The 19,508-nt window shown below is 62.2% G+C and carries 17 protein-coding genes and 1 pseudogene; 3 read left to right on the forward strand and 15 right to left on the reverse strand.

The features are described from left to right. From ACE3OA_RS08960 to ACE3OA_RS09000, 9 genes are all read right to left on the reverse strand, one after another. Entirely contained in the window at positions 1-1,338 is a 1,338-nt protein-coding gene (locus ACE3OA_RS08960; RefSeq protein ID WP_374310145.1) for an NAD(P)/FAD-dependent oxidoreductase, read from the reverse strand. Beyond that, positions 1,335-2,861, reverse strand: coding sequence for an aldehyde dehydrogenase (locus ACE3OA_RS08965; protein ID WP_374310147.1), 1,527 nt, complete (start codon positions 2,859-2,861; stop codon positions 1,335-1,337). The genes ACE3OA_RS08960 and ACE3OA_RS08965 overlap by 4 nt, the downstream gene beginning before the upstream one ends. Positions 2,862-2,963: 102 nt before the next feature. Then, on the reverse strand, positions 2,964-3,308 hold the full coding sequence (locus tag ACE3OA_RS08970; protein WP_320500159.1) for a cupin domain-containing protein: 345 nt from the start codon (positions 3,306-3,308) through the stop codon (positions 2,964-2,966). Between the two features lie 12 nt (positions 3,309-3,320). Further along, positions 3,321-3,716, reverse strand: a complete 396-nt coding sequence (locus ACE3OA_RS08975) for a cupin domain-containing protein (protein ID WP_374310150.1) — start codon at positions 3,714-3,716, stop codon at positions 3,321-3,323. After that, entirely contained in the window at positions 3,713-5,011 is a 1,299-nt protein-coding gene (locus tag ACE3OA_RS08980) for a nucleotide disphospho-sugar-binding domain-containing protein (protein ID WP_374310152.1), read from the reverse strand. The genes ACE3OA_RS08975 and ACE3OA_RS08980 overlap by 4 nt, the downstream gene beginning before the upstream one ends. A gap of 23 nt (positions 5,012-5,034) precedes the next feature. Next, on the reverse strand, positions 5,035-6,096 hold the full coding sequence (locus ACE3OA_RS08985) for an ABC transporter ATP-binding protein (protein WP_374310154.1): 1,062 nt from the start codon (positions 6,094-6,096) through the stop codon (positions 5,035-5,037). Then, positions 6,093-6,875, reverse strand: coding sequence for an ABC transporter permease (locus ACE3OA_RS08990; protein ID WP_374310157.1), 783 nt, complete (start codon positions 6,873-6,875; stop codon positions 6,093-6,095). Before ACE3OA_RS08990 ends, ACE3OA_RS08985 begins: the two co-directional genes overlap by 4 nt. Then, entirely contained in the window at positions 6,872-7,723 is an 852-nt protein-coding gene (locus tag ACE3OA_RS08995) for an ABC transporter permease (protein ID WP_374310160.1), read from the reverse strand. The genes ACE3OA_RS08990 and ACE3OA_RS08995 overlap by 4 nt, the downstream gene beginning before the upstream one ends. 74 nt (positions 7,724-7,797) lie before the next feature. Further along, positions 7,798-8,844 (reverse strand): spermidine/putrescine ABC transporter substrate-binding protein, encoded by a 1,047-nt coding sequence (locus ACE3OA_RS09000; protein ID WP_374310162.1) that lies wholly within the window; start codon positions 8,842-8,844, stop codon positions 7,798-7,800. A 189-nt stretch (positions 8,845-9,033) separates the two neighbouring features. Here ACE3OA_RS09000 and ACE3OA_RS09005 point away from each other — a divergent pair, with 189 nt between their 5' ends. The 3 genes from ACE3OA_RS09005 to ACE3OA_RS09015 all read left to right on the forward strand — a co-directional run bounded on the left by ACE3OA_RS09005 (position 9,034) and on the right by ACE3OA_RS09015 (position 13,465). Continuing rightward, the gene (locus ACE3OA_RS09005) at positions 9,034-9,702 is read left to right on the forward strand and encodes a cupin domain-containing protein (protein WP_374310164.1); all 669 of its coding nucleotides are present in this window, start codon (positions 9,034-9,036) and stop codon (positions 9,700-9,702) included. A gap of 153 nt (positions 9,703-9,855) precedes the next feature. Next, on the forward strand, positions 9,856-11,094 hold the full coding sequence (locus tag ACE3OA_RS09010) for a flavin monoamine oxidase family protein (protein WP_374310166.1): 1,239 nt from the start codon (positions 9,856-9,858) through the stop codon (positions 11,092-11,094). Positions 11,095-11,161: 67 nt separating this feature from the next. Continuing rightward, entirely contained in the window at positions 11,162-13,465 is a 2,304-nt protein-coding gene (locus ACE3OA_RS09015; RefSeq protein WP_374310168.1) for a CHASE2 domain-containing protein, read from the forward strand. A gap of 116 nt (positions 13,466-13,581) precedes the next feature. On the opposite strand, the gene phoB is transcribed toward ACE3OA_RS09015, so the two are convergent. From phoB to ACE3OA_RS09045, 6 genes and pseudogenes are all read right to left on the reverse strand, one after another. Beyond that, positions 13,582-14,343, reverse strand: a complete 762-nt coding sequence (gene phoB, locus ACE3OA_RS09020) for a phosphate regulon transcriptional regulator PhoB (RefSeq protein WP_374310171.1) — start codon at positions 14,341-14,343, stop codon at positions 13,582-13,584. Next, positions 14,324-15,037 (reverse strand): phosphate signaling complex protein PhoU, encoded by a 714-nt coding sequence (phoU, locus tag ACE3OA_RS09025; RefSeq protein WP_374310173.1) that lies wholly within the window; start codon positions 15,035-15,037, stop codon positions 14,324-14,326. Before phoU ends, phoB begins: the two co-directional genes overlap by 20 nt. A 15-nt stretch (positions 15,038-15,052) precedes the next feature. Next, positions 15,053-15,829 carry a phosphate ABC transporter ATP-binding protein PstB gene (pstB, locus tag ACE3OA_RS09030; protein ID WP_374310175.1) on the reverse strand — a complete coding sequence of 259 codons (777 nt, stop codon included), beginning with the start codon at positions 15,827-15,829 and terminating at the stop codon, positions 15,053-15,055. 6 nt (positions 15,830-15,835) lie between these two features. Beyond that, on the reverse strand, positions 15,836-17,140 hold the full coding sequence (gene pstA / locus ACE3OA_RS09035) for a phosphate ABC transporter permease PstA (RefSeq protein WP_374310177.1): 1,305 nt from the start codon (positions 17,138-17,140) through the stop codon (positions 15,836-15,838). Then, positions 17,133-18,371, reverse strand: a complete 1,239-nt coding sequence (pstC, locus tag ACE3OA_RS09040) for a phosphate ABC transporter permease subunit PstC (RefSeq protein ID WP_374310899.1) — start codon at positions 18,369-18,371, stop codon at positions 17,133-17,135. Before pstC ends, pstA begins: the two co-directional genes overlap by 8 nt. 162 nt (positions 18,372-18,533) lie before the next feature. Further along, positions 18,534-19,463 (reverse strand): annotated as a pseudogene (locus ACE3OA_RS09045) (substrate-binding domain-containing protein); the annotation flags it as partial. Positions 19,464-19,508 lie beyond the last annotated feature (45 nt).

Below are 19,508 nucleotides of genomic sequence, written 5' to 3' on the forward strand. Positions count from 1 at the left end.
CTATTTCAGGGCGTCCTTGATGCCATAGCCGATATAGGCGCCGCGCAGGTAAAGCGGCCGCAGGAAGGGGAAGGGGAATTTCGGTGGCGGGCGGCGAATGAAGTTCGGCCGCTCCTCCGGCCCGCCGACCATGGCGCGTGCAGCCGCGCGCCCCGACCACGTGCCCATGGCAACGCCATTGCCGTGATAACACATGGCGAAATAGACGCCCGGCTGTTCGCCCCAGGCACCCACATGCGGCACCAGATCCTGGGCGAGGCACAGCAAGCCCGACCAGCGATGCGTGATCTCGACATGGCGCCATTCCGGATAATAGGCGCGGAAGGCCGCCTCGATATTGTCCAGCTGCCGGTCGAGCGCGCCGGGTTCGGCGGAGAGACCGCCGCGCCCACCGAACATCATGCGGCCATCGGGCAATAGGCGGAAATAGTGGAGGAGATAGCGGATATCGTAGACCGGCGTGGTGCTCGTCCAGCCTTGCGCGCCAAGTTCGTTTTCGTTCATCGGCCGCGTCACGACGATGGACGACAAGGCCGGCAGGATACGACCGCCGTAATCGGGATGCAGATCCTCGGACGTATAGGCGGCTGTGGCGATCAGCACCCTATCGGCGCGCACGCGGCCGCGCGGCGTCACCAGAATGTGCTTGCTGCCCTCGCGCGACCAGTTGATGACCTCGCTATTGGCGTAGATCCTGGCGCCGGCACGCGATGCCGCGGCGGCGAGACCATGCACATATTTCCACGGGTTGAGGCCGAAGCCGACCGGATTGGCGACGCCGGCATGGAGCCCCGGCGAATTGAGGCCCTGCTCAACCAGTTCCTCCTTGCTGACAAAAACCTCCTTGGCGCCGAAATTCTTCGCCATGAAGGCGGCATCTTCCTTCAAGGCATCGACCAGCGTCGTCTTGTGCGCGAGCGAGATTTCGCCGACACCCGTCTTGTCGATGTCGAGATTTTCACGCGCGACAATGTCGGCCACCAGTTCGACCGAGGCTGTCTGGCTGCGCCAGAAGGTCTGCGCCTCCTCCAGGCCGAACTTCTCGATCATCTTGCTCCAGGGCATCTTCGACGAGCCCATGCAGCAGAAGCCACCATTACGGCCCGACGCACCCCAGCCGATATAAGACCGTTCCAGCACCACCGCCTGCGTCTGGTGATCGCGTTGCAGATGATAGGCGGCGGAAAGGCCGGTGAAGCCACCACCGATGATGGCGACTTCGGTATCGATCTGTTGTTCGAGCTCCGGGTAGTCGGGGAAGTCTGTCTTCGACTCGCGCCACCAGCTCTTGACCGGGTTGGCGGTATCAAGGGCACTTGGGTGATAGAGGTGCTTCATGATTGTTTGTCCTTTGCCCAGCGCCCGCCGCGTTCGGTATAGAAATCGTCCGAATAGGGATACCACCAGGATTGCAGTTCCGCCTTCGGATCGAGCATCACCATCTTCGACTGACGGAAGGCATTGAGGCCGAGGCGGCTCAAGGCGCGCCCGAGGCCTGACAGTTTCCAGCCGCCGAAGGGCAGCGCGTCATTGTCACCCAGCACATTGTTAACCCAGACCATGCCGGCCTCCAACCGATCGACCGCCGCCATGGCCTCATCGAGCTTGGCGGTGAAGATGGCCGCTCCCAGGCCGAAGCGTGAGCTGTTGGCAAGGTCGATCGCCTGGTCGAAACTGCGCACCCGGATGATGGGCGCCACGGGACCGAACATTTCCGCCTGCATCAGATCCATTTGCGGCGTCACGTCGGTCAGGATCGTGGGTTCGTAGAACCAGCCGGTGTTGAAGCCCGGCGGCACGCGGCCGCCGCAGGCGATCCTGGCACCTTGCGCGACGGCCTGGTCGACCAGGCGCATGACCTTGGCGCGTGCCGCTTCCGAAACCAGCGGGCCGATTTCCACATTGCCGAGGCCCGGGCCGATGCGGAGCGCCTTGGTGCGCGCAACCATCGCCGAGACGAAAGCGTCATGCACCTTCTCATGCACGAAGATGCGCTCGGTCGAGGTACAGATCTGGCCGGACAGGTGGAAGGCGCCCGTGACCGCCGCCGCCGCCGCAACCTCGGGATCGGTGCTGTCCATGACGATCAACGGGTCGGACCCGCCGGCTTCGATGACGCAGGGTTTCAGCAGCCTGCCGCAGGCGCCGGCGACATCGCGGCCGGCTTCCACCGAGCCGGTGAAGGCCACGGCGCCGATGCGCGCGTCGTTGATGAGCGCCTTCGCGGTGTCGACGCCGCCGGTGACGCAGGAAACAACGCCACTGGGGAGCGCCTTGAAATGGTCCATGAAGGCCAGCGTCGAAAGCGAGGTTGCCGGTGCCGGCTTGATCACCACGGCATTCCCCGCCGCGAGCGAGGCGGCGACGGTGAAGGCCATCAGGATGATCGGGAAGTTATAGGGCACGATATGCGCCGTGATGCCGTAAGGGTACCAGCGCGCAAATTGGAGGGACCCCGGCGAGGTGGGGGCCGCAACGAAGCCGCCATCCTCCCGCGCCAGTTCCGCGAAATAGCGGAAGATCGGCGCCACGTTCAAAAGCTCGCCCACGGATTCGGTGAAGGGCTTGCCCATCTCCCGCGTCATCAACTCGGCCGCAGGCCCGGCGGTGGCTTTTTCCATGGAATCGGCCAGGCGATGTAGTGCCGCCGCGCGACTCTTGCCGTCGAGCTTCGCCCATTCTCTCTGCGCCGCCTTGGCTTGTTCCAGCATGGCATCAAGCGTCGCCTGTGCGCATTGGGCGACCTGCCCCACGATCGAGAGGTCGGCAGGATTCCTCACGTCGCCGAGAGACGCGCCGGCGGCAGCGACGTAATCGTTGCCGAGGAAGATCTGGCCGAGGGTTGGGTCGAAGGCGGGCATATTCGCTCTCACTTGTCATGCCCGCGCACGCGGGCATCCATGGATCGGTGCGCTGGATAGATGGATCCCCGCTTTCGCGGGGATGACAGCCATCAACGTCACTTATCGAATCATATAGACCTTGCGCACGGTCTCGTGCACGCGGCAGGTGCCTTTCCAGTCTTGCGGGAAGAAGGCGATCGTATCGGGATAGATTTCGATCACCTCGCCGCTTTCATGGGTGTAGGTGCAGCGCCCCAGCATGAAATGGCAGAACTCGTCGCGGGTGACATGGCAGTTCCAGAAGCCCGGCGTGCAGATCCAGATACCGGTCTCGTTCTCGCCATTGGGGCCTTTGTGCAGGAGGACGCCTGAGGTCATGGACTGACCTTCGATCATGGTCGGGATCGGGCCCCAATCCTTCACCTCGGTCACGGATTTCGGGTTGTAGATGACGGGTGTGGTCAAGATCAGGTGCTCCTATCGCAGCATATAGACATTGCGCAGGGTCTCGTGGACCGTGCAGATGCCGGTCCAGCCGGCGGTGAAATGGACGCAAGTGCCGGGGCGGACCTCGATCACCTCGCCATCATCGCGCACATAGGTGGCGCGGCCGCTGATGAAGTGGCAGAACTCGTCACGCGGAATCGAGAGTGGCCATTTGCCCGGCGTTACAACCCAGAGGCCGGTTTCCGGCGAGTTGCCGCCGACGCTGGCATCCGGCCGCTTGTAGAGCAGGCGGCCTGAGGATTTTGACGGGCCCACAGGATGGTCGGCCGAGCAATCCGGCTGCTCGCCCCAATCGGCGAGGTCGCTGAAATTGGTGGCGTCGTAGATATGCGGCGCCGAGGAATCGAGCTTCGACTTGTTGCTCACGGCTTGAACTTTCCCGTCTCGGCAATCTCGGCGAGGATATTGGCGGCCTTCTCAGTACCCTTGGCCGCCTGCATGTGCTTGGCCACCTCGTTGAGGCGCTGCTTCATCGCCTTATCGGCGAGCAGACGCGAAATCATCGAGCTCAGCTGTTCTTCGGTCCAGGTATAGCGCGGCAGTTGGTCGCCATAACCGGTGTCATGGATGCGGGCTGCGTTGTCCAGTCCGTCCCAGCAGAAAGGCATGATGATGGCGGGCTTCCCGAAATAGAGCGCTTCGTTGAAACTGTTATTGCCGCCGTGATGGATGAAGAGATCGACATGCGGAATGACGGCCGGCTGCGGGTACCAGCTTTCCAGATGCACGTTGCCGGGCACATCCTTGTACTCGCCGATATAGTCGCCGACATTCATCAGGAAGCGGTAGGGCAGCTTGGCGAAGGCCGTGATGAGGTTCTTGTAGAGGTCGACGTCAGCGGCCCCCAACGAACCATACGAGACATAGATCAGCGGCTTGTCATTGTGAACGCTGAACTGCGGAACGGTATAGGTGCCTTCGTCGCGGACACAGCCTTCGAGATATTGGAACTGCTTGGGGTCCAAGGGGACGCGGCGCTTGAAGGCCAGGGGCTTCGGGTAAAGCAGTAGGTTCATGGTGGGTGAGGCTTCGAAGAATTGGCCGAGTGGATAGGGCTTTTCGCCTTGCTTCACCATGAATTCGTTGAAGCGCGCATGCGTGGGCTTAACCAGTTCCAGGAAGCGGTCATCGAAGGCCTTGAAGCCGGCCTTGTCGTTCTCATGGCAGCCGGAGAGATGCGGCGGGATATCCTCGTCCGGAATCTCGTTCTCGGAGCAGGAGATGATGCGCACCCAGGGGCAGCCGGCCTTCTTGATGGCCGGAAAGAGGATGACGTTGTCGACGGCGACGAGGTCCGGTTTGATGCGGTCCAGGTGCTGCCTGAGGCCATCCTCGGCGATGATAGCGGAATCGACGATCGCTTCCCAGACCGGGATGACGTAGGTCGGCAGCTGGTCGATCGGCGAGAGGCGGAAATGCGGCTGCTTCTCGGCGATGAAATTGGCCCAGAACTTCGCAATCTCCTCATCCGACATGCCACCGGACATGTCGACCAGGTTTTCCTCGAACCCGTATTTCTCGAAGACGCCCTTGAAGCCCTTGTCGCAGACGAAGACCGGGTTATGACCCATGAACTTCAAGCGCTGGGCGATACCGACGCAATTGAGCGCCGGACCGAACGCGGCCTCCGGAAACAGGACGATGGTTTTACCTTTGCTCATGTAGATCTCCCTGGAAACGTCTTCTATTCCGACAATATCAAGCTGTGGGCGTCCGACCAGCCGCACCAGACGCGCTGGCCACGCACCACATGGGTGGTGAGCGGGTTGGCGGCAGGCAGGCGCGCCACCAACGGCTTCGCCTGGCCTTGCAGGCGCAGATGCAGAATGAGATCCTGGCCGAGATAGGCCGACCCGTCGACCTCGGCCGGCAATGCAGCGGCCATCTCCGCGCCGGTTACCGTGATCCGCTCCGGCCGCACGGCAAGCGATCCGGCACAGCCCATGGCGATATCCGCGAGATTGGCCGCGGGAAAGATGCCAAGCCCCGGCACTTCGAATCCGTCGGCCACGCGGACGCCGTCGAGGAAGTTCATCTGGCCGATGAAATCGGCGACGAAGCGGCTGCTCGGGCGTTCGTAAAGAGCGCGCGGCTCACCCAATTGCGCGATATGGCCCTGGCGCAACAAAGCGATCCGATCGGCCATGGTGAGGGCTTCCTCCTGGTCGTGGGTCACGACCAGGAAGGCGATGCCGGTTTCCTGCTGCAGGCGCTTCAATTCGATCTGCATCTGCTCGCGCAGCTTCTTGTCCAAGGCACCCAGGGGTTCGTCGAGGAGCAACAGCTTCGGGCGCTTCACCAGGGCGCGTGCCAGGGCCACACGCTGCTTCTGGCCGCCGGAGAGCTGGGCGGGCTTTCGCTTGGCAAGTGCCGACAATTGCACCAGCGCCAGAACTTCGTCCACGCGGCGCGCAAGTTCGGCGCCACGGACACCCTCCATCTCAAGGCCGTAAGCCACGTTGGCAGCGACAGTCATATGCGGGAACAGCGCATAGGATTGGAACATCAGATTGATCGGGCGCCTGTTTGCCTTGAGGCCGGTGATATCGACGCCATCCAGCAGGATGCGCCCCTGATCCGGCTGTTCGAAACCGGCGATCATGCGCAGCAAAGTCGTCTTGCCGCAGCCAGACGGCCCTAGCAAGGCAAAGAACTCGTTGCCGCCCACCGACAGCGACAAATTGTCGACCGCGAGAACCGGACCAAACGCCTTGGTAACGTTTGTCACTTCGAGTAGGGCGCTCATGCTTCCACCTCGCGGTTGATGCGTTGCGAGAGGAAGATGAGAAAGAAGGAGACGAGCATCACGATGGTGGCCACCGCATTGACGTCCGGCGTTACACCGAAACGGATCATGGCGTAAATCTGCATGGGAAAGGTGATGGAAGCGGAACTGGGCCCGCTGGTGAAATAGGCGATGATGAATTCATCGAAGGAAAGCGTGAAACCGAGCAAGGCCGCGGCGATAACGCCGGGGGCGATCACCGGCAAAGTGACGCGGCGGAAGGTCGTGATTTCGCCGGCGCCGAGATCAATCGACGCTTCGATGATCGAGCGGTCGAAATGCTTGAAACGGGTCCGGACGACCGCGCAGACGAAGGAGATCATGAAGGCGGAATGACTGAGGATGACTGAATGGGCACCGAGCGTGAGCTTGATCAGGGAATAGAAGCTCAAGAGACTGATCGCCATCACGATATCGGGGATGATCATCGGTGCGGCAATCAAGGCTTCGGTGGCGATGCGCGGGCGTCGCTCCTCCAACCCCATTGCCAGGAGCGTGCCGATGACGGTCGAGATCAACGTGGCGATTGCGGCGATGAACAGTGAATTGCCGACCGAAGCGATGATCTTCTGGTTCTCGAACAGCTTGCCATACCATTCCAGCGAGAAGCCGCTCCAAACCGTTGGCATGCCCGCCTTGTTGAAGGAGAGCGCCACCAGTACCAGGATCGGTCCATAGAGAAAGACATAGACCAGGCCCAGATGTGCACCGAGCCAGCTCCTCAAGGGATTTGCGTTCATGCCTGGCGCTCCTCGCGGTCGCGCCGGTTGACCAGGATCGCCTGCACGGTAAGAAGCAGCATCATGACGCCGATGACGATGGCAGCGATGGCCGAACCGAAGGGCCAGTCGCGGGCGGTCAGGAACTGGTCATAGATGAGGTTGCCGAGCATGGTGCGCTTGCCGCCGCCCAAGAGATCGGGCGTCACGAAATTGCCGATCGAGAGTACGAAGACGAAGACGCTGCCGGCGGCGATGCCAGGCAAGGTGAGCGGCAGGGTCACGCGCCAGAAGGTCATCATCGAGCTGGCGCCGAGATCGGTCGACGCTTCGCGCAGTTCTGGTGCCAGCTTTGAAATTGAACTGAACAGGGCCAGGATCATGAACGGCACATAGGCATAGGTGAGGCCGACGATGATCGCGAAGTCGTTATAGAGCAGCGGCAGCGGGGTTTCGATGACACCCAAACCGATCAGCGCACGGTTGATGAGCCCTTCGCCATTGAGCAGCACCATCCAGGCATAGGTGCGGATAAGGTAATTGCTCCACAGCGGCAGCATCACCAGGATGAGATAGGCAAGCTGCCGCCGCTTGGGCATGAGCGCTATGCAATAGGCGGCCGGATAACCCAGCGCCAGTGAAACAGCCGTGGTGATGAGAGCTACCCGCGCCGACGCCCAGAAGATCTCTGCATAAAGCGGATCGATGGCACGGGCATAGTTTTCGAAGGTGAAGATATAGTCGATGCCGCCGTAAACGCCGCGCTCGAAGAAGGAATTCACCAGCAGCAGCGCGCATGGGATCACCAGCAGGGCGAGGATCCAGGCGATGCCCGGACCTGTCAGCACGATGCGGCGTGAAATTACCATGATGGTCCCGGCATAGTGATTCCCGAACAGAAAATGGCGGAGCCCGACCGGGCTCCGCCATCGGGTAAGGCGACTTAATTGGCGCTGGTGATCTCGGTCACCGTCTTCGACCACAGCTTCTGGCCGTCGCCGAGGTCGCGCAGCTGCTCATATTTCAGCAGTTCCGCCGGTGTGATGCCGAGATTGGGATATTGCTCGATCAGCTTCGGGTCGAGCGCGTCCATCGCCGCCTTGTTCGGCACCTTGTACAGGATGTTCTCCGCCACCCAGCGATGCACGTCCGGCTTCAGCACGTAATTGATGAAGGCCTCGGCCGCTTCCTTGTTCTCGGAGGCGGAGGTCACGACCATGGTGTCAACCCACATATCGCTGCCTTCCTTCGGGATCACATATTTGATCGCGGCATTTTCGGCGATGCCGTAATTGCACCAGCCGTCCCAGGCCTCGACCATCGACGCCTCGCCGGAAACCAGCTTCTGGTAGAAGGTGGTGTCGTCATAAGTAAGCAGCGTCTTCTTGGTCTCGATCAGCTGGGCCTTGGCCCTGGCAATCTCGTCCTCATTGACAGAGTTTACCGAATAACCCAGCGCGAGCAGAGCCGGCATCATCAGCCAACGATCGGTCGCCAGCATGGTGGTCTTGCCCTTCAAAGCGTCGCTGGGCTTCAACAGGTCGTTCCAGCTGGCCGGCGCCGTGGTAACGATGTCGCTGCGATAGCAAAGGCCAGTGGTGCCCCAGGCATAGGGGACCGAGTATTTGAGCCCTTCGTCATGGCTGAGCTTCATCGCCTCAGGGTAGAGGTTGGCAAGATTGGGAATCTTGGCGTGATCGAGGTCGGCTGCGAGGCCCAGCTTATGCAGCGCTTCGCCGAACTGGCCAGAGACGAACAGCACGTCATAACCCTTGCCGCCGGAAGCGACGACCTTGCCCATGATCTCTTCATTGGTGGCGTGGACGGTCATTTCCGCCTGGATGCCGGTTTCCTTGGTGAAATTCTCCAACAGGTCCTTGGGCATATAGCCATCCCAGTTGGAGATGACGATCTTGCCTTCGGCAAAAGCAGCGCTGCTCAACGTCGCGATGACGGCACAGACGGCGAAACCCAGTGTTCTCCGGATCATTCTTGACCTCCCTGTTTGACGCGAGCGGCGCTCCCAGCACCCCTCTGCGCGAGCGACTAGCATCAAGGGTGGCGCCCGAGGCCGTCAACAGGAAAATGAAAAATAGGTTGACTATTTTCACTGAAATGTTCTGAAGTCCGGACGACTTCAGAAATTCCAGCCACGCTTTCAGCCGGATTAATTGCAGGCATGCCCAGACCCGACCAGGCTAACCGCGACAACGCCCGCAAGGCCGGCATCCGCCCGGCGAAGAAGGGCGCTGCAAAAAAAGACGGGGCGCATGCAGCGCCCGCCACCAAGATCGCCGATCTGTGGCTGGGTCAGCATCTGCGCGGTCTCAGGAAGATGCACGACCTCTCGCTGGAACAGCTGGCCGAGCGCTGCGGCCTGTCGGTGGGCGCGCTCTCGCAGATCGAGCGCGGCATCACCTCGCCCACCATGCGCTCGCTGCGGCGCCTGTCTGAAGTCTTCAATGTGCCGATGTCGCAGCTTTTCCACGAAGGCGACTACCCGCCCGTCGAGGAGCTGGGCCGGATCGTGCGCGCCAAGGGCCGCCGTGTGCTGTCGCTCAACACCAGCGGCGTGCAGAAGGAATTGCTGACACCGGCCGTATCCGGAGCGCTTGAAATCTATCTGGTCACGATCGCGCCGGGCGGCTCGTCGGGACCCGAGCTCTATACACATAAGGGCGAGGAAGGTGGTTATGTCATGGCCGGCGAGATGGTGCTGGAGATCGAGGATCGCACATTCCACCTGAAAACCGGTGATTCCTTCCGCTTCAAAAGCCAGACGCCGCACCGTTTCGCCAATATGAGCAAGGCCGAAACCATGGTCGTCTGGACCAATGTGGTGGGGTGAACTCCCCTCACCCCACCCCCTCTCCCCGAAGGGGCGAGGGGCTTCATAGCAAAATCTGTCGAAACTCCCTCGCCCCGCTTGCGGGGAGAGGGTCGGGGTGAGGGGTCCGCCCTCGCTCTAGCCGAACGCAATCGCCTTCGTTAATCTCGCCACATGCAATCGACCTGTGATCTTGTCATCGTCGGCGCCGGCGCGGCCGGCCTCGCGGCGGCCAAGGCAGCCCGTGCCGCCGGACTGAATATCGAAGTGGTGGAGGCCTCGCATCGCATCGGCGGGCGCGGGCATTCCGACATGACGACCTTCCCGGCCCCGTTCGATCTGGGCTGCCAATGGCTCCATGCCGCCAGCATCAATCCCTATACGAAAGCCGCCGATCGCCTCGGGTTCCGCTATCGCAAGGACCCCTTCGTCTATCGCCTTCATGACGGTAAATGGTGGCTGAACGAAAGCCTGGTTGGCGAATTCGGGACCAGTCTTGCCGCCACCTATGACCGTATTGCCGCCCTCGGCGAGGCTGGAAAGGACGTGCCGGCCGCCGAGGCGATCGATCCGGCCGATCCCTGGGCGCAACTCTTCCGCCGCGCCTATACCGGCTACATGGCCTGGCCACCCGAGGAGGTTTCGACCTACGACACCTCCCGCTTCCGTTTCACCGATGAGGACTGGCCGGTCGAGGACGGCTATGGCGCCCTCATCGCCGCAGATGGTGCCGATCTCGAGGTCAATCTCGATTGCCCGGTGAAATCGATCGATTGGGGCGGCGGCGAGGTCATGGTCGGCACGGCCAAGGGCATGATTTTCTGCCGCGCCGTCTTGGTCACGGTTTCCGTGGCCGTGCTGCAGGCCGAGCGCATCAAGTTCTTCCCTTTGCTGCCGGACTGGAAGCTGGATGCGCTCGGGCGCCTGCGCATGGGACATGCCGAAAAGGTCGGCCTGTGGCTGAAGCGCGATGTATTCGCCGGCATCGGCCCGCATTTCACCATGTTGAACTGGGACGGCGCCCCGACGGCAGGCTTCGTCTGCAAACCCTATGACCGGCCGATGGCAACCTTGTTCGCCAGCGGCCCCTTTGCCCGCGACCTCTTTGCCCAGGGCGCCGACGCCGCCATCGCCGAAGCCAAGGCTCTGCTCGCCAAGGTCTTCGGCGCCGATATCCTCAAGGAAGTCACGACAACCCTGGCAACGAACTGGGTCACCGACCCGCTGATCCTTGGTGCCTATTCGGTCCTCATCCCCGGCGGAGGCGAGGCGAGAGCGGAACTGGCCCGGCCCATCGAAAACCGTGTCTTTTTCGCCGGCGAAGCCACCTCGCCCGACGGCTTTGCGACCGCGCATGGTGCATATAACAGTGGCGTTTCCGCCATCGAGCTGATCCGCAAGGCTTTGATCTAGGCCCACTCTTCCCCGCTTCCGCGCCGCAATGCTAGAGTTCGTTCGCCTATTGGGGGAAAAGCGGCGCATGACGTTCTTTGCCAGGATCGGAAACTTCTTCAGCCGGCTCGCTCGCGCCAAATTCGGCCGAATCGAAGGCATTGTCATCCCGCTCGCTTTGCTGCTGGCGGCGCTGACCTTGCGCGCGAACGATCCGCAGCCGGTGCAGCAGCTGCGCAATATCGTCTTCGACACCTATCAACGCCTCGATCCCCGACCCTACGACCCCGCCGTGCCCATCCGCATCGGCGACATCGACGAGAAGAGCCTGCAGAAATTCGGCCAATGGCCCTGGTCACGCGCGCAGATCGCCAAGATCATCGACCGGCTCGGCGAACTTGGCGCGGCCGCGGTTGCCATTGACATTCTGTTGGCGGAATCGGACCGCACGGCGCCGCAGGCCGTGGCCGCTACCCTGCCGGACGATGTCGCCTTTGCCACGGCCAAGGCGATGATGTCGCAATTGCCCAACCCGGACGAGACCTTGGCTGATTCCATTGCCAAGGTACCGACGATCGTGCCGTTCGCGACATTGGCGACCGATCCGCTGCGACCCCAGGACCTGCCACGTGCCAAGGCAGGCTTTGCTTTTGCCGGGACGCCGCCCACCGCTTTCATGCGCAATTGGAAATACTGGATCGCCTCGCTCGACCTGTTCCAGAAGGCCGCTGCCGGCGTCGGATCAGTCAATGCCGATCCCGATCTCGACGGCATCATCCGCAGCGTTCCGCTGGTGGTGCTGGTTCCCGATCCGTCACCCGATGTCAATGAGCATTTCCGCGGCTCGCTTGCAGCCGAGGCCCTGCGCGTCGCGCAACAGCAAACCACCTACTCGATCAAATCAACCGGCGCCAACAGCGAACGCGGCTTCGGCGACGATCTCGGCGTGGCCAAGATCAAGATCGGTCAAGCGATCGTGCCGACGACCTATGACGGCAGCATCCTGCTTTACGATTCGGGACATCAACCGGAGCGCTTCTTTTCCCTGGCCGACGTGATGGATGCGGATTTTGACCCCAGCATCGTGGCCGGACGCATCATCTTCATCGGCGCTTCGGTCGAGGGCCTGCGCGACTTCAAGCCGACACCGCTCTTTGCCAACATGGCCGGCGTGGAAATCCACGCCCAGATCGCCGAACAGATCATTTCCGGCACCTATCTTGAGCGGCCCTATTGGGCTTTCGTCGTCGAAGGCATGGGACTCGCCGTTCTCGGCCTGGTGCTGACGATCCTGGCTCAGTTGCGCGTGGCGCTGATCGGCCTCGCCGTGGCAATCATCGCCATCGTCGGCTCCTTCGGGACGTCCTACTATCTCTTTCAAACAAAGGGCCTGCTCGTCGATCCCTTTTACCCGGCGGGAACCGCATTCCTCATTTTCGTGACCTCCACTCTCATCGGCTATATCCGTACCGAGCGCGAGAAGGCTCAGGTGCGCGGGGCATTCTCCCTCTATCTCTCGCCGGTGCTGGTCGACCAAGTGTCGAGGAACCGGGAACAGTTGAAGCTGGGCGGCGAGAACCGGCCATTGACCGTGATGTTCTGCGACATTCGCGGCTTCACCAAAATGTCGGAAGGGCTCGACCCGCAGCAACTGACCCATGTCATCAACCAGTTCCTTACTCCCATGACCGACATTATCCAGGCCCATGGCGGCACGATCGACAAATATATCGGCGATTGCATCATGGCATTCTGGAACGCGCCGCTCGACATCCCGCAGCATGAGCGCAAGGCTGTCGCTGCGGCGTTCAGCATGCGCAATGAACTCGTGAAGCTCAATGAGACCTTCGCCGAGGAGGCGGCCCGCACGGGCGCCAAGAAGATCGAGATCAAGATCGGGATCGGCCTCAATACCGGCATCGCCTGCGTCGGTAATATGGGTTCCAAGCAGCGCTTCGGCTATTCGGCGCTCGGCGATACGGTCAACACCGCCTCACGCCTCGAGAGCCTGTCTCCGGCCTATTTCGTGGACCTGGTTCTCGGCGAGGAGACGGCCGCAGCGGCGGCGGACTTCGCGCTCCTCGAACTCGACCAAGTGCGCGTCAAGGGCAAGAATCTGCCGGTGCGCATCTTTACCGGGCTTGGCGACGAGAAGGTCGCCAAATCGAACAGCTTCGTGGCCTTGAAGAGCCTCCATGATTCGATGCTCGGCGCCTATCGCGAGCAGTCCTGGTCATCGGCCAGGGCATCGCTGGCGCTGGCGCGCGAAGCGGCACCGGAATCGCTGGCGAAATTCTACGACATGTACGAAGCGCGCATCGCCGAATACGCCGCCAATCCGCCGCCCGAAGATTGGGACGGCGTCTATGTGGCGATGACCAAGGGCGGGTAACAACCCCTCACCACACCCCCTCTCCCCGCAAGCGGGGCGAGGGGCTTGCCGCCAGAACTCGCTAGAAGCTCCCTCGCCCCACGCAGTGGGGAGAGAGCTGGGGTGAGGGGTCTGCCTCAATCCTCGATGTCGAGGGCGTAGCCGGCCGAACGCACGGTGCGGATGAGATCGGGCAGGCCGTCGACATTGATCGCCTTGCGCAGGCGCCGGATGTGGACGTCGACCGTGCGCGGCTCGACATAGATGTCGCGGCCCCAGACATGATCGAGGAGCTGCTCGCGCGAGAAGACGCGGCCCTGGTTCTCCATTAGGAACTTCAGCAGACGGAACTCCGTCGGCCCCAGATGCAAATCCTTGTTGTCGCGGCGGACGCGATGGGTCGCCAGATCCATCTCGAGATCGGCATAGGTCAGGTTCTCGTCGCCCGATTGCGGACGGGCACGACGCAAGGCGGCCTTCGCCCGGGCCATCAGCTCAGAGGGGCTGAACGGCTTGGTGACATAATCGTCAGCGCCGGTCTCAAGCCCGCGGATCTTGTCGGCTTCCTCGCCCTTGGCGGTCAACATGATGATCGCGGCCGATTTCAGGTCCGGCGTGCGGCGGATCTGGCGGCAGACTTCGATGCCGGAGACCAGCGGCAGCATCCAATCGAGGAGGATAAGGTCGGGCGTTTCTTCCCGCGCCTTCACCAATGCTTCCTCGCCGTTCATCGCCTCGACGACGCGGTAGCCTTCGGCTTCCAGGTTATATTTGAGCAGCGTCAGCAATGCCGGCTCGTCCTCGACCACCAGCACAACCGGCTTGGCGCGGCCATCGGTTGCCGTGTCACCACGAGGCAAATCGGCCCGGCGCGAACGTTCAGCCATTGATCGCAACATTGGTCGTATCTCCCTTGGGGCGCATCTCGTCGATCGGCTTGCCATGCACGAGGAAGTGCACGGTTTCGGCGATGTTGGTCGCATGGTCGCCGATGCGTTCGATATTCTTGGCAATGAACAGCAGATGGGTCGAAGCGCCGATATTGCGCGGATCTTCCATCATATAGGTGAGCAATTCGCGGAAGAGCGAATTGTACATCTCGTCGATGCTTTCATCCGAGCGCCAGGCGGCGATCAACCCTTCCGCATCGTCATTGGCATAGGCCGAGAGCACGGCATTGATCAGCTTGATCGCCAGATCGCCCATGCGCGGGATTGAGCCCGTGGGCTTCAAGGGCGCCTGCTGATTGAGCTGCAGGGCGCGCTTGGCGATGTTCTTGGCATAGTCGCCGATGCGTTCGATATCGGCCGAAATCTTGATCGCGGCAATGACTTCGCGGAGATCCTTCGCCATCGGCTGGCGCAGCGCCAGGATCTTCAGCGAATCCTGCGCCACGGTCATTTCCAGGGCATCGATACCCTTGTCGCTTTCGATGACCCGCATGGCCTTGTCGGAATCGCGCTTGGCGAGGGCCGAGATCGCGTCGCCGAGCTGCGCTTCGGCGCGGCCGCCCATGGCCAGGATCTGCTCGCGCAGGCGGCGTAGTTCTTCGTCGAAGCTCTTGACGATATGGTCGGTGGCTTTCTGCGGCATAATCCTATCGCTCCTTTAGCCGAACCGGCCGGTAATATAGCCCTGGGTCCGCTCGTCCTTGGGGCTGGTGAAGATCTGTTCAGTATCGCCCCATTCGATCAATTGGCCGAGATGGAAAAAAGCGGTTTTCTGGCTGACGCGTGCGGCCTGCTGCATGGAATGGGTCACGATCACGATGGTGAAATTCTCACGCAATTCGTCGATCAGCTCCTCGATTTTCGCCGTGGCGATGGGATCGAGGGCCGAGCAAGGCTCATCCATCAGGATGACTTCGGGGCTGACGGCGATCGCCCGGGCGATGCACAAACGCTGCTGCTGGCCGCCGGAAAGGCCCGTGCCGGGCTGATCCAGCCGCTCCTTCACTTCGTTCCAGAGGCCAGCCTTTTCAAGGCTGGAACGGACGATTTCGTCCATTTCGCCCTTGGTCGCCGCCATGCCGTGGATGCGCGGGCCATAGGCCACATTGTCATAGATCGATTTCGGAAAGGGATTGGGCTTCTGGAACACCATGCCGATGCGGGCCCGCAGCATGACCACGTCGAGCTTTGGATCATAGATGTCTTGGCCGTCGAGGGTGATTTCACCACCGACCTTGCAGCCGTCGATGACATCATTCATGCGGTTGAGGCAGCGCAGAAAGGTCGATTTGCCGCAGCCCGACGGGCCGATCAGCGCCGTCACCATGCGTTCCGGCACGTCGAGATCGACGTCGAACAGGGCCTGCTTGGAACCGTAATGCACGGTCACCTTGCGGCCATGCATCTTCGCGAGAGTGGGGGAGATTGCGTTCATAGGCTCCTACCAGCGCCGCTCGAACCGGCGGCGGACAAAAATGGCGATGGCATTCATGGAGATGAGGAAGGCCAGCAGCACCATGATGCCGGCGCTGGTCTTCTCGATAAAGGCACGCTCCGGGCTGTCGGCCCAAAGATAGATCTGCACCGGCAGCACGGTCGCCGGGTCGCTGGGCCCATGCGGCACGTCGACGATGAAGGCGACCATGCCGATCATCAGCAGCGGGGCCGATTCACCAAGCGCCCGTGCCAGGCCGATGATGGCACCCGTCATGATGCCGGGCGTTGCCAGCGGCAGCACGTGGTGCGTCACCACCTGCAGGGGCGAGGCGCCGATCCCATAGGCCGCCTCGCGGATTGACGGCGGCACGGCTTTCAGGGCCGCGCGCGTGGCGATGATGATGGTGGGCAGCGTCATCAGGGCCAGCACCATGCCGCCCACCAGTGGCGCCGAGCGCGGCAGGCCGAAGACGCCGAGCAGCACGGCAAGGCCCAGCAGGCCGAACACGATCGAAGGTACAGCGGCAAGGTTGTTGATGTTGACCTCGATGATCTCGGTCAAGCGATTCTTCGGCGCGAATTCCTCGAGGTAAATGGCGCTCATGACACCGAGCGGCAGCGCCAGCAGCACCGTCACCAGCATAGTGAAGATCGAGCCCATGAAGGCGCCGAGGATACCGGCCTGTTCCGGTTCGCGTGAATCGCCCGCCGACAGGAAGGTCGTGTTGACGGTGCTCTTGACCTGGCCTTTGTCCTTGAGGGCATCGAACCAGCCGATCTGGCTGTCGGGCACCACACGTTCGGCTTCCGCCACCTCGCGCCTGATGAAGCCCTTGTTCAGCATGTCGATATCGTCGGCGGCCACGACCCAGAAACGCTGGGTGCTGCCGATCAGGTCGGGATTGGCCAGTACCGCCCGGCGGATCGTGTCGCCGGCACCATTGCTGACCAGGCCATAAAGCAGCTTGCGATCGCCGCGGCTGGTAACGTCGGGGAAGGCCGACTTCAGCGATTCCTTGACCAACCCCTGATAATCGGCCGCGGCCAAGGTGTCGGCATCGCTCTTGCCGTCCGGCGTGATGATGGTTGGATCGAGCATGACGTCGAGCGCCACTTCGGTGCGATAGAAGGCGCTGTAGCCGCGCCCGCAAATCGTCACCAACAGGATCCCCAGCATGGCGATGGCGATGCCCACCGCCAGCATGCCGTAGAAACGGAAGCGGCGTTCGGCGGCGTAGCGACGGCGGATCCGGCTCTCGCTGAGATCCGGGCGCTTGATCGCTGGAACTTGTGCGGTGGCGTCACTCATATTGCTCTCGATATTTCTTGACGATGCGAAGGGCGACGATGTTGAGGATCAGGGTGATGACGAACAGCAGCAGGCCGAGGGCGAAGGCTGCCAGCGTCTTCGGGCTGTCGAATTCCTGGTCGCCCACCAGCAGCGTCACGATCTGCACGGTGACGGTGGTGACGGCTTCCAGCGGATTGGCAGTGAGGTTCGCGGTAAGACCGGCCGCCATCACCACGATCATGGTTTCGCCGATGGCGCGGCTTACCGCCAGCAGCACGCCACCCATGATGCCGGGCAAGGCCGCCGGCACCACAACCTGACGGATTGTTTCGGATTTGGTGGCGCCGAGGGCGAAGGCGCCGTCGCGCATGGCCTGCGGCACGGCGTTCATCACGTCGTCCGAGAGCGAGGAAATGAAGGGGATGATCATGACGCCCATGACCAAGCCCGCCGCCAAGGCCGATTCGGAGGCGACATCGAGGCCGATGCTGGCACCGAAGCCGCGAATGAGCGGCGCCACGGTGAGAGCGGCGAAAAAACCGTAGACCACGGTCGGGATGCCGGCCAGGATTTCGATGAGCGGCTTGGCCCACGCGCGCGTCTTGCGGCTGGCATAGTCGGAGAGAAAGATCGCCGACATCAAGCCGACCGGGACAGCGACCACCATCGCAATGACGGTAATCAGCAGCGTGCCCGCAAAGACCGGGATGGCGCCAAAAGCACCGGACTGGCCAACCTGGTCGGCGCGGATCGCCATCTGGGGCGACCATTGCAGGCCAAAGAGGAACTCGAACACCGAAACCTTGGCAAAGAAGCGCAGCGCCTCGAACACCAGCGACAGCACGATGCCGACGGTGGTGAGGATCGAGAGCAGCGAGCAGACGATGAGCAGGATCATGATGGCCCGCTCGACCGCATTGCGGGCGCGGAAGCTGGCGCTGATATGGCGCTGGGCCCAGCCGAGGCCGATAGCGGCGGCACCCAATGTGGCGGCGGCGATGGCCGCCCAGATCACGTCATGGCCGGTCTTTTCATCGCCCGGCAGGTAATGGGCGATGACGGCACCGAGGATAAGGGCGATGGCTCCCGGCAGAAAGGCGCCGAGGCCGACGAAGGTGCCGTGATAGCCAGGCAGCGAATGCAGCTCGCGCGTTACCCCGCCGACGCTGGCAAAGGCCCGGCGACGGCCAAGCTGGAAGCCGACCGAGCTCAGCAGCAGCAGGAAGCCGGTGGCGATCCAGGGGAGCAATGCCGAGGTGGCGCCGAGATCAAGCCCGGCGCCGAGCGAGCTTGCAATCGGCAGGGAGGCGAGCACGGCAGTCGAAACGGCGGCATGTTCGGCGGGCGGCATCGGCACCATGCCCTTGTCGGTGAGATAGCCCTGCGGACCGGACGCCTTCTCGCTCATGAACTCGGCGACATATTCGGCAAGGCCCGGCACAACCGCGCGGTGCTGCTTCTTTACGTAAAGATAGAGCTTGCGGGCGACTTCATAGGCGCCGCTGATGATGTTCTCTTCCGTCGGCAGGATCCCGTCCATCGAGCTGCCCTGCAGCATGTCCTGATTGTCGGCGAGGAAGGAGTAGCCAAGGATACCGAAGGCATCCGGATTGGCCGCGAGCTTCTGCACGATGAGATTGTCGTTCTCGCCGGCATCGATATAGGCGCCGTCCTCGCGGATGGTCTGGCACTTCGCCTTGCGCGCCTTCTCGTCGGCAATGGCGGTGATTTCCGGGAAGGTGTGGCAGGCCTTGTCCATCACCAGTTCAAGGAACGCGTCGCGCGTGCCGGAAGTGGGCGGCGGACCCAGCACTTCGATCTTCTGCGCGGGCAGGTTCGGGTCGATTTCCGACCACATGTTGTAGGGGTTGGCCAACAGCACGCCGTTGACCGGCACTTCCTTGGCCAAGGCCAGATAGAGATTGCGCACGCTGAGCGCGCGGGGTGCACCGCCCTTGCCGGACGCCAGCACGATGCCGTCATAGCCGATCTCGACCTCGACGATATCGGTGACGCCATTCTGCCTGCAATTCTCGACCTCGCCCTCCTTGATCGGGCGCGAGGCATTGGCGATGTCGGGGAAGCCTTCGCCGATTCCGGCGCAGAAGAGTTTCAGGCCGCCGCCGGTCCCGGTCGATTCGACCACCGGGGCCTTGAAGCCGGTTTGCGCGAAATGTTCAGCCACGGCGGTGGCAAAGGGATAAACCGTCGAGGAACCGACGATATGTAGCTGCTCGCGCGCCTCGGCCGCCGGCAACGCAGCCCCCAGCGCGAGGGCGAGGCCCAGGAGGGCCGAAAGTCTGAACCGGGCGGATCCCGGGGTGCCACGCGCGCGAAGCATGATGGATGCTCTCTCCCTTGGTCGTCGCGGGCTGAGTACGACACT

Source organism: Dongia sp. (assembly GCF_041906375.1).
Classification (GTDB): Bacteria; Pseudomonadota; Alphaproteobacteria; order Dongiales; family Dongiaceae; genus Dongia.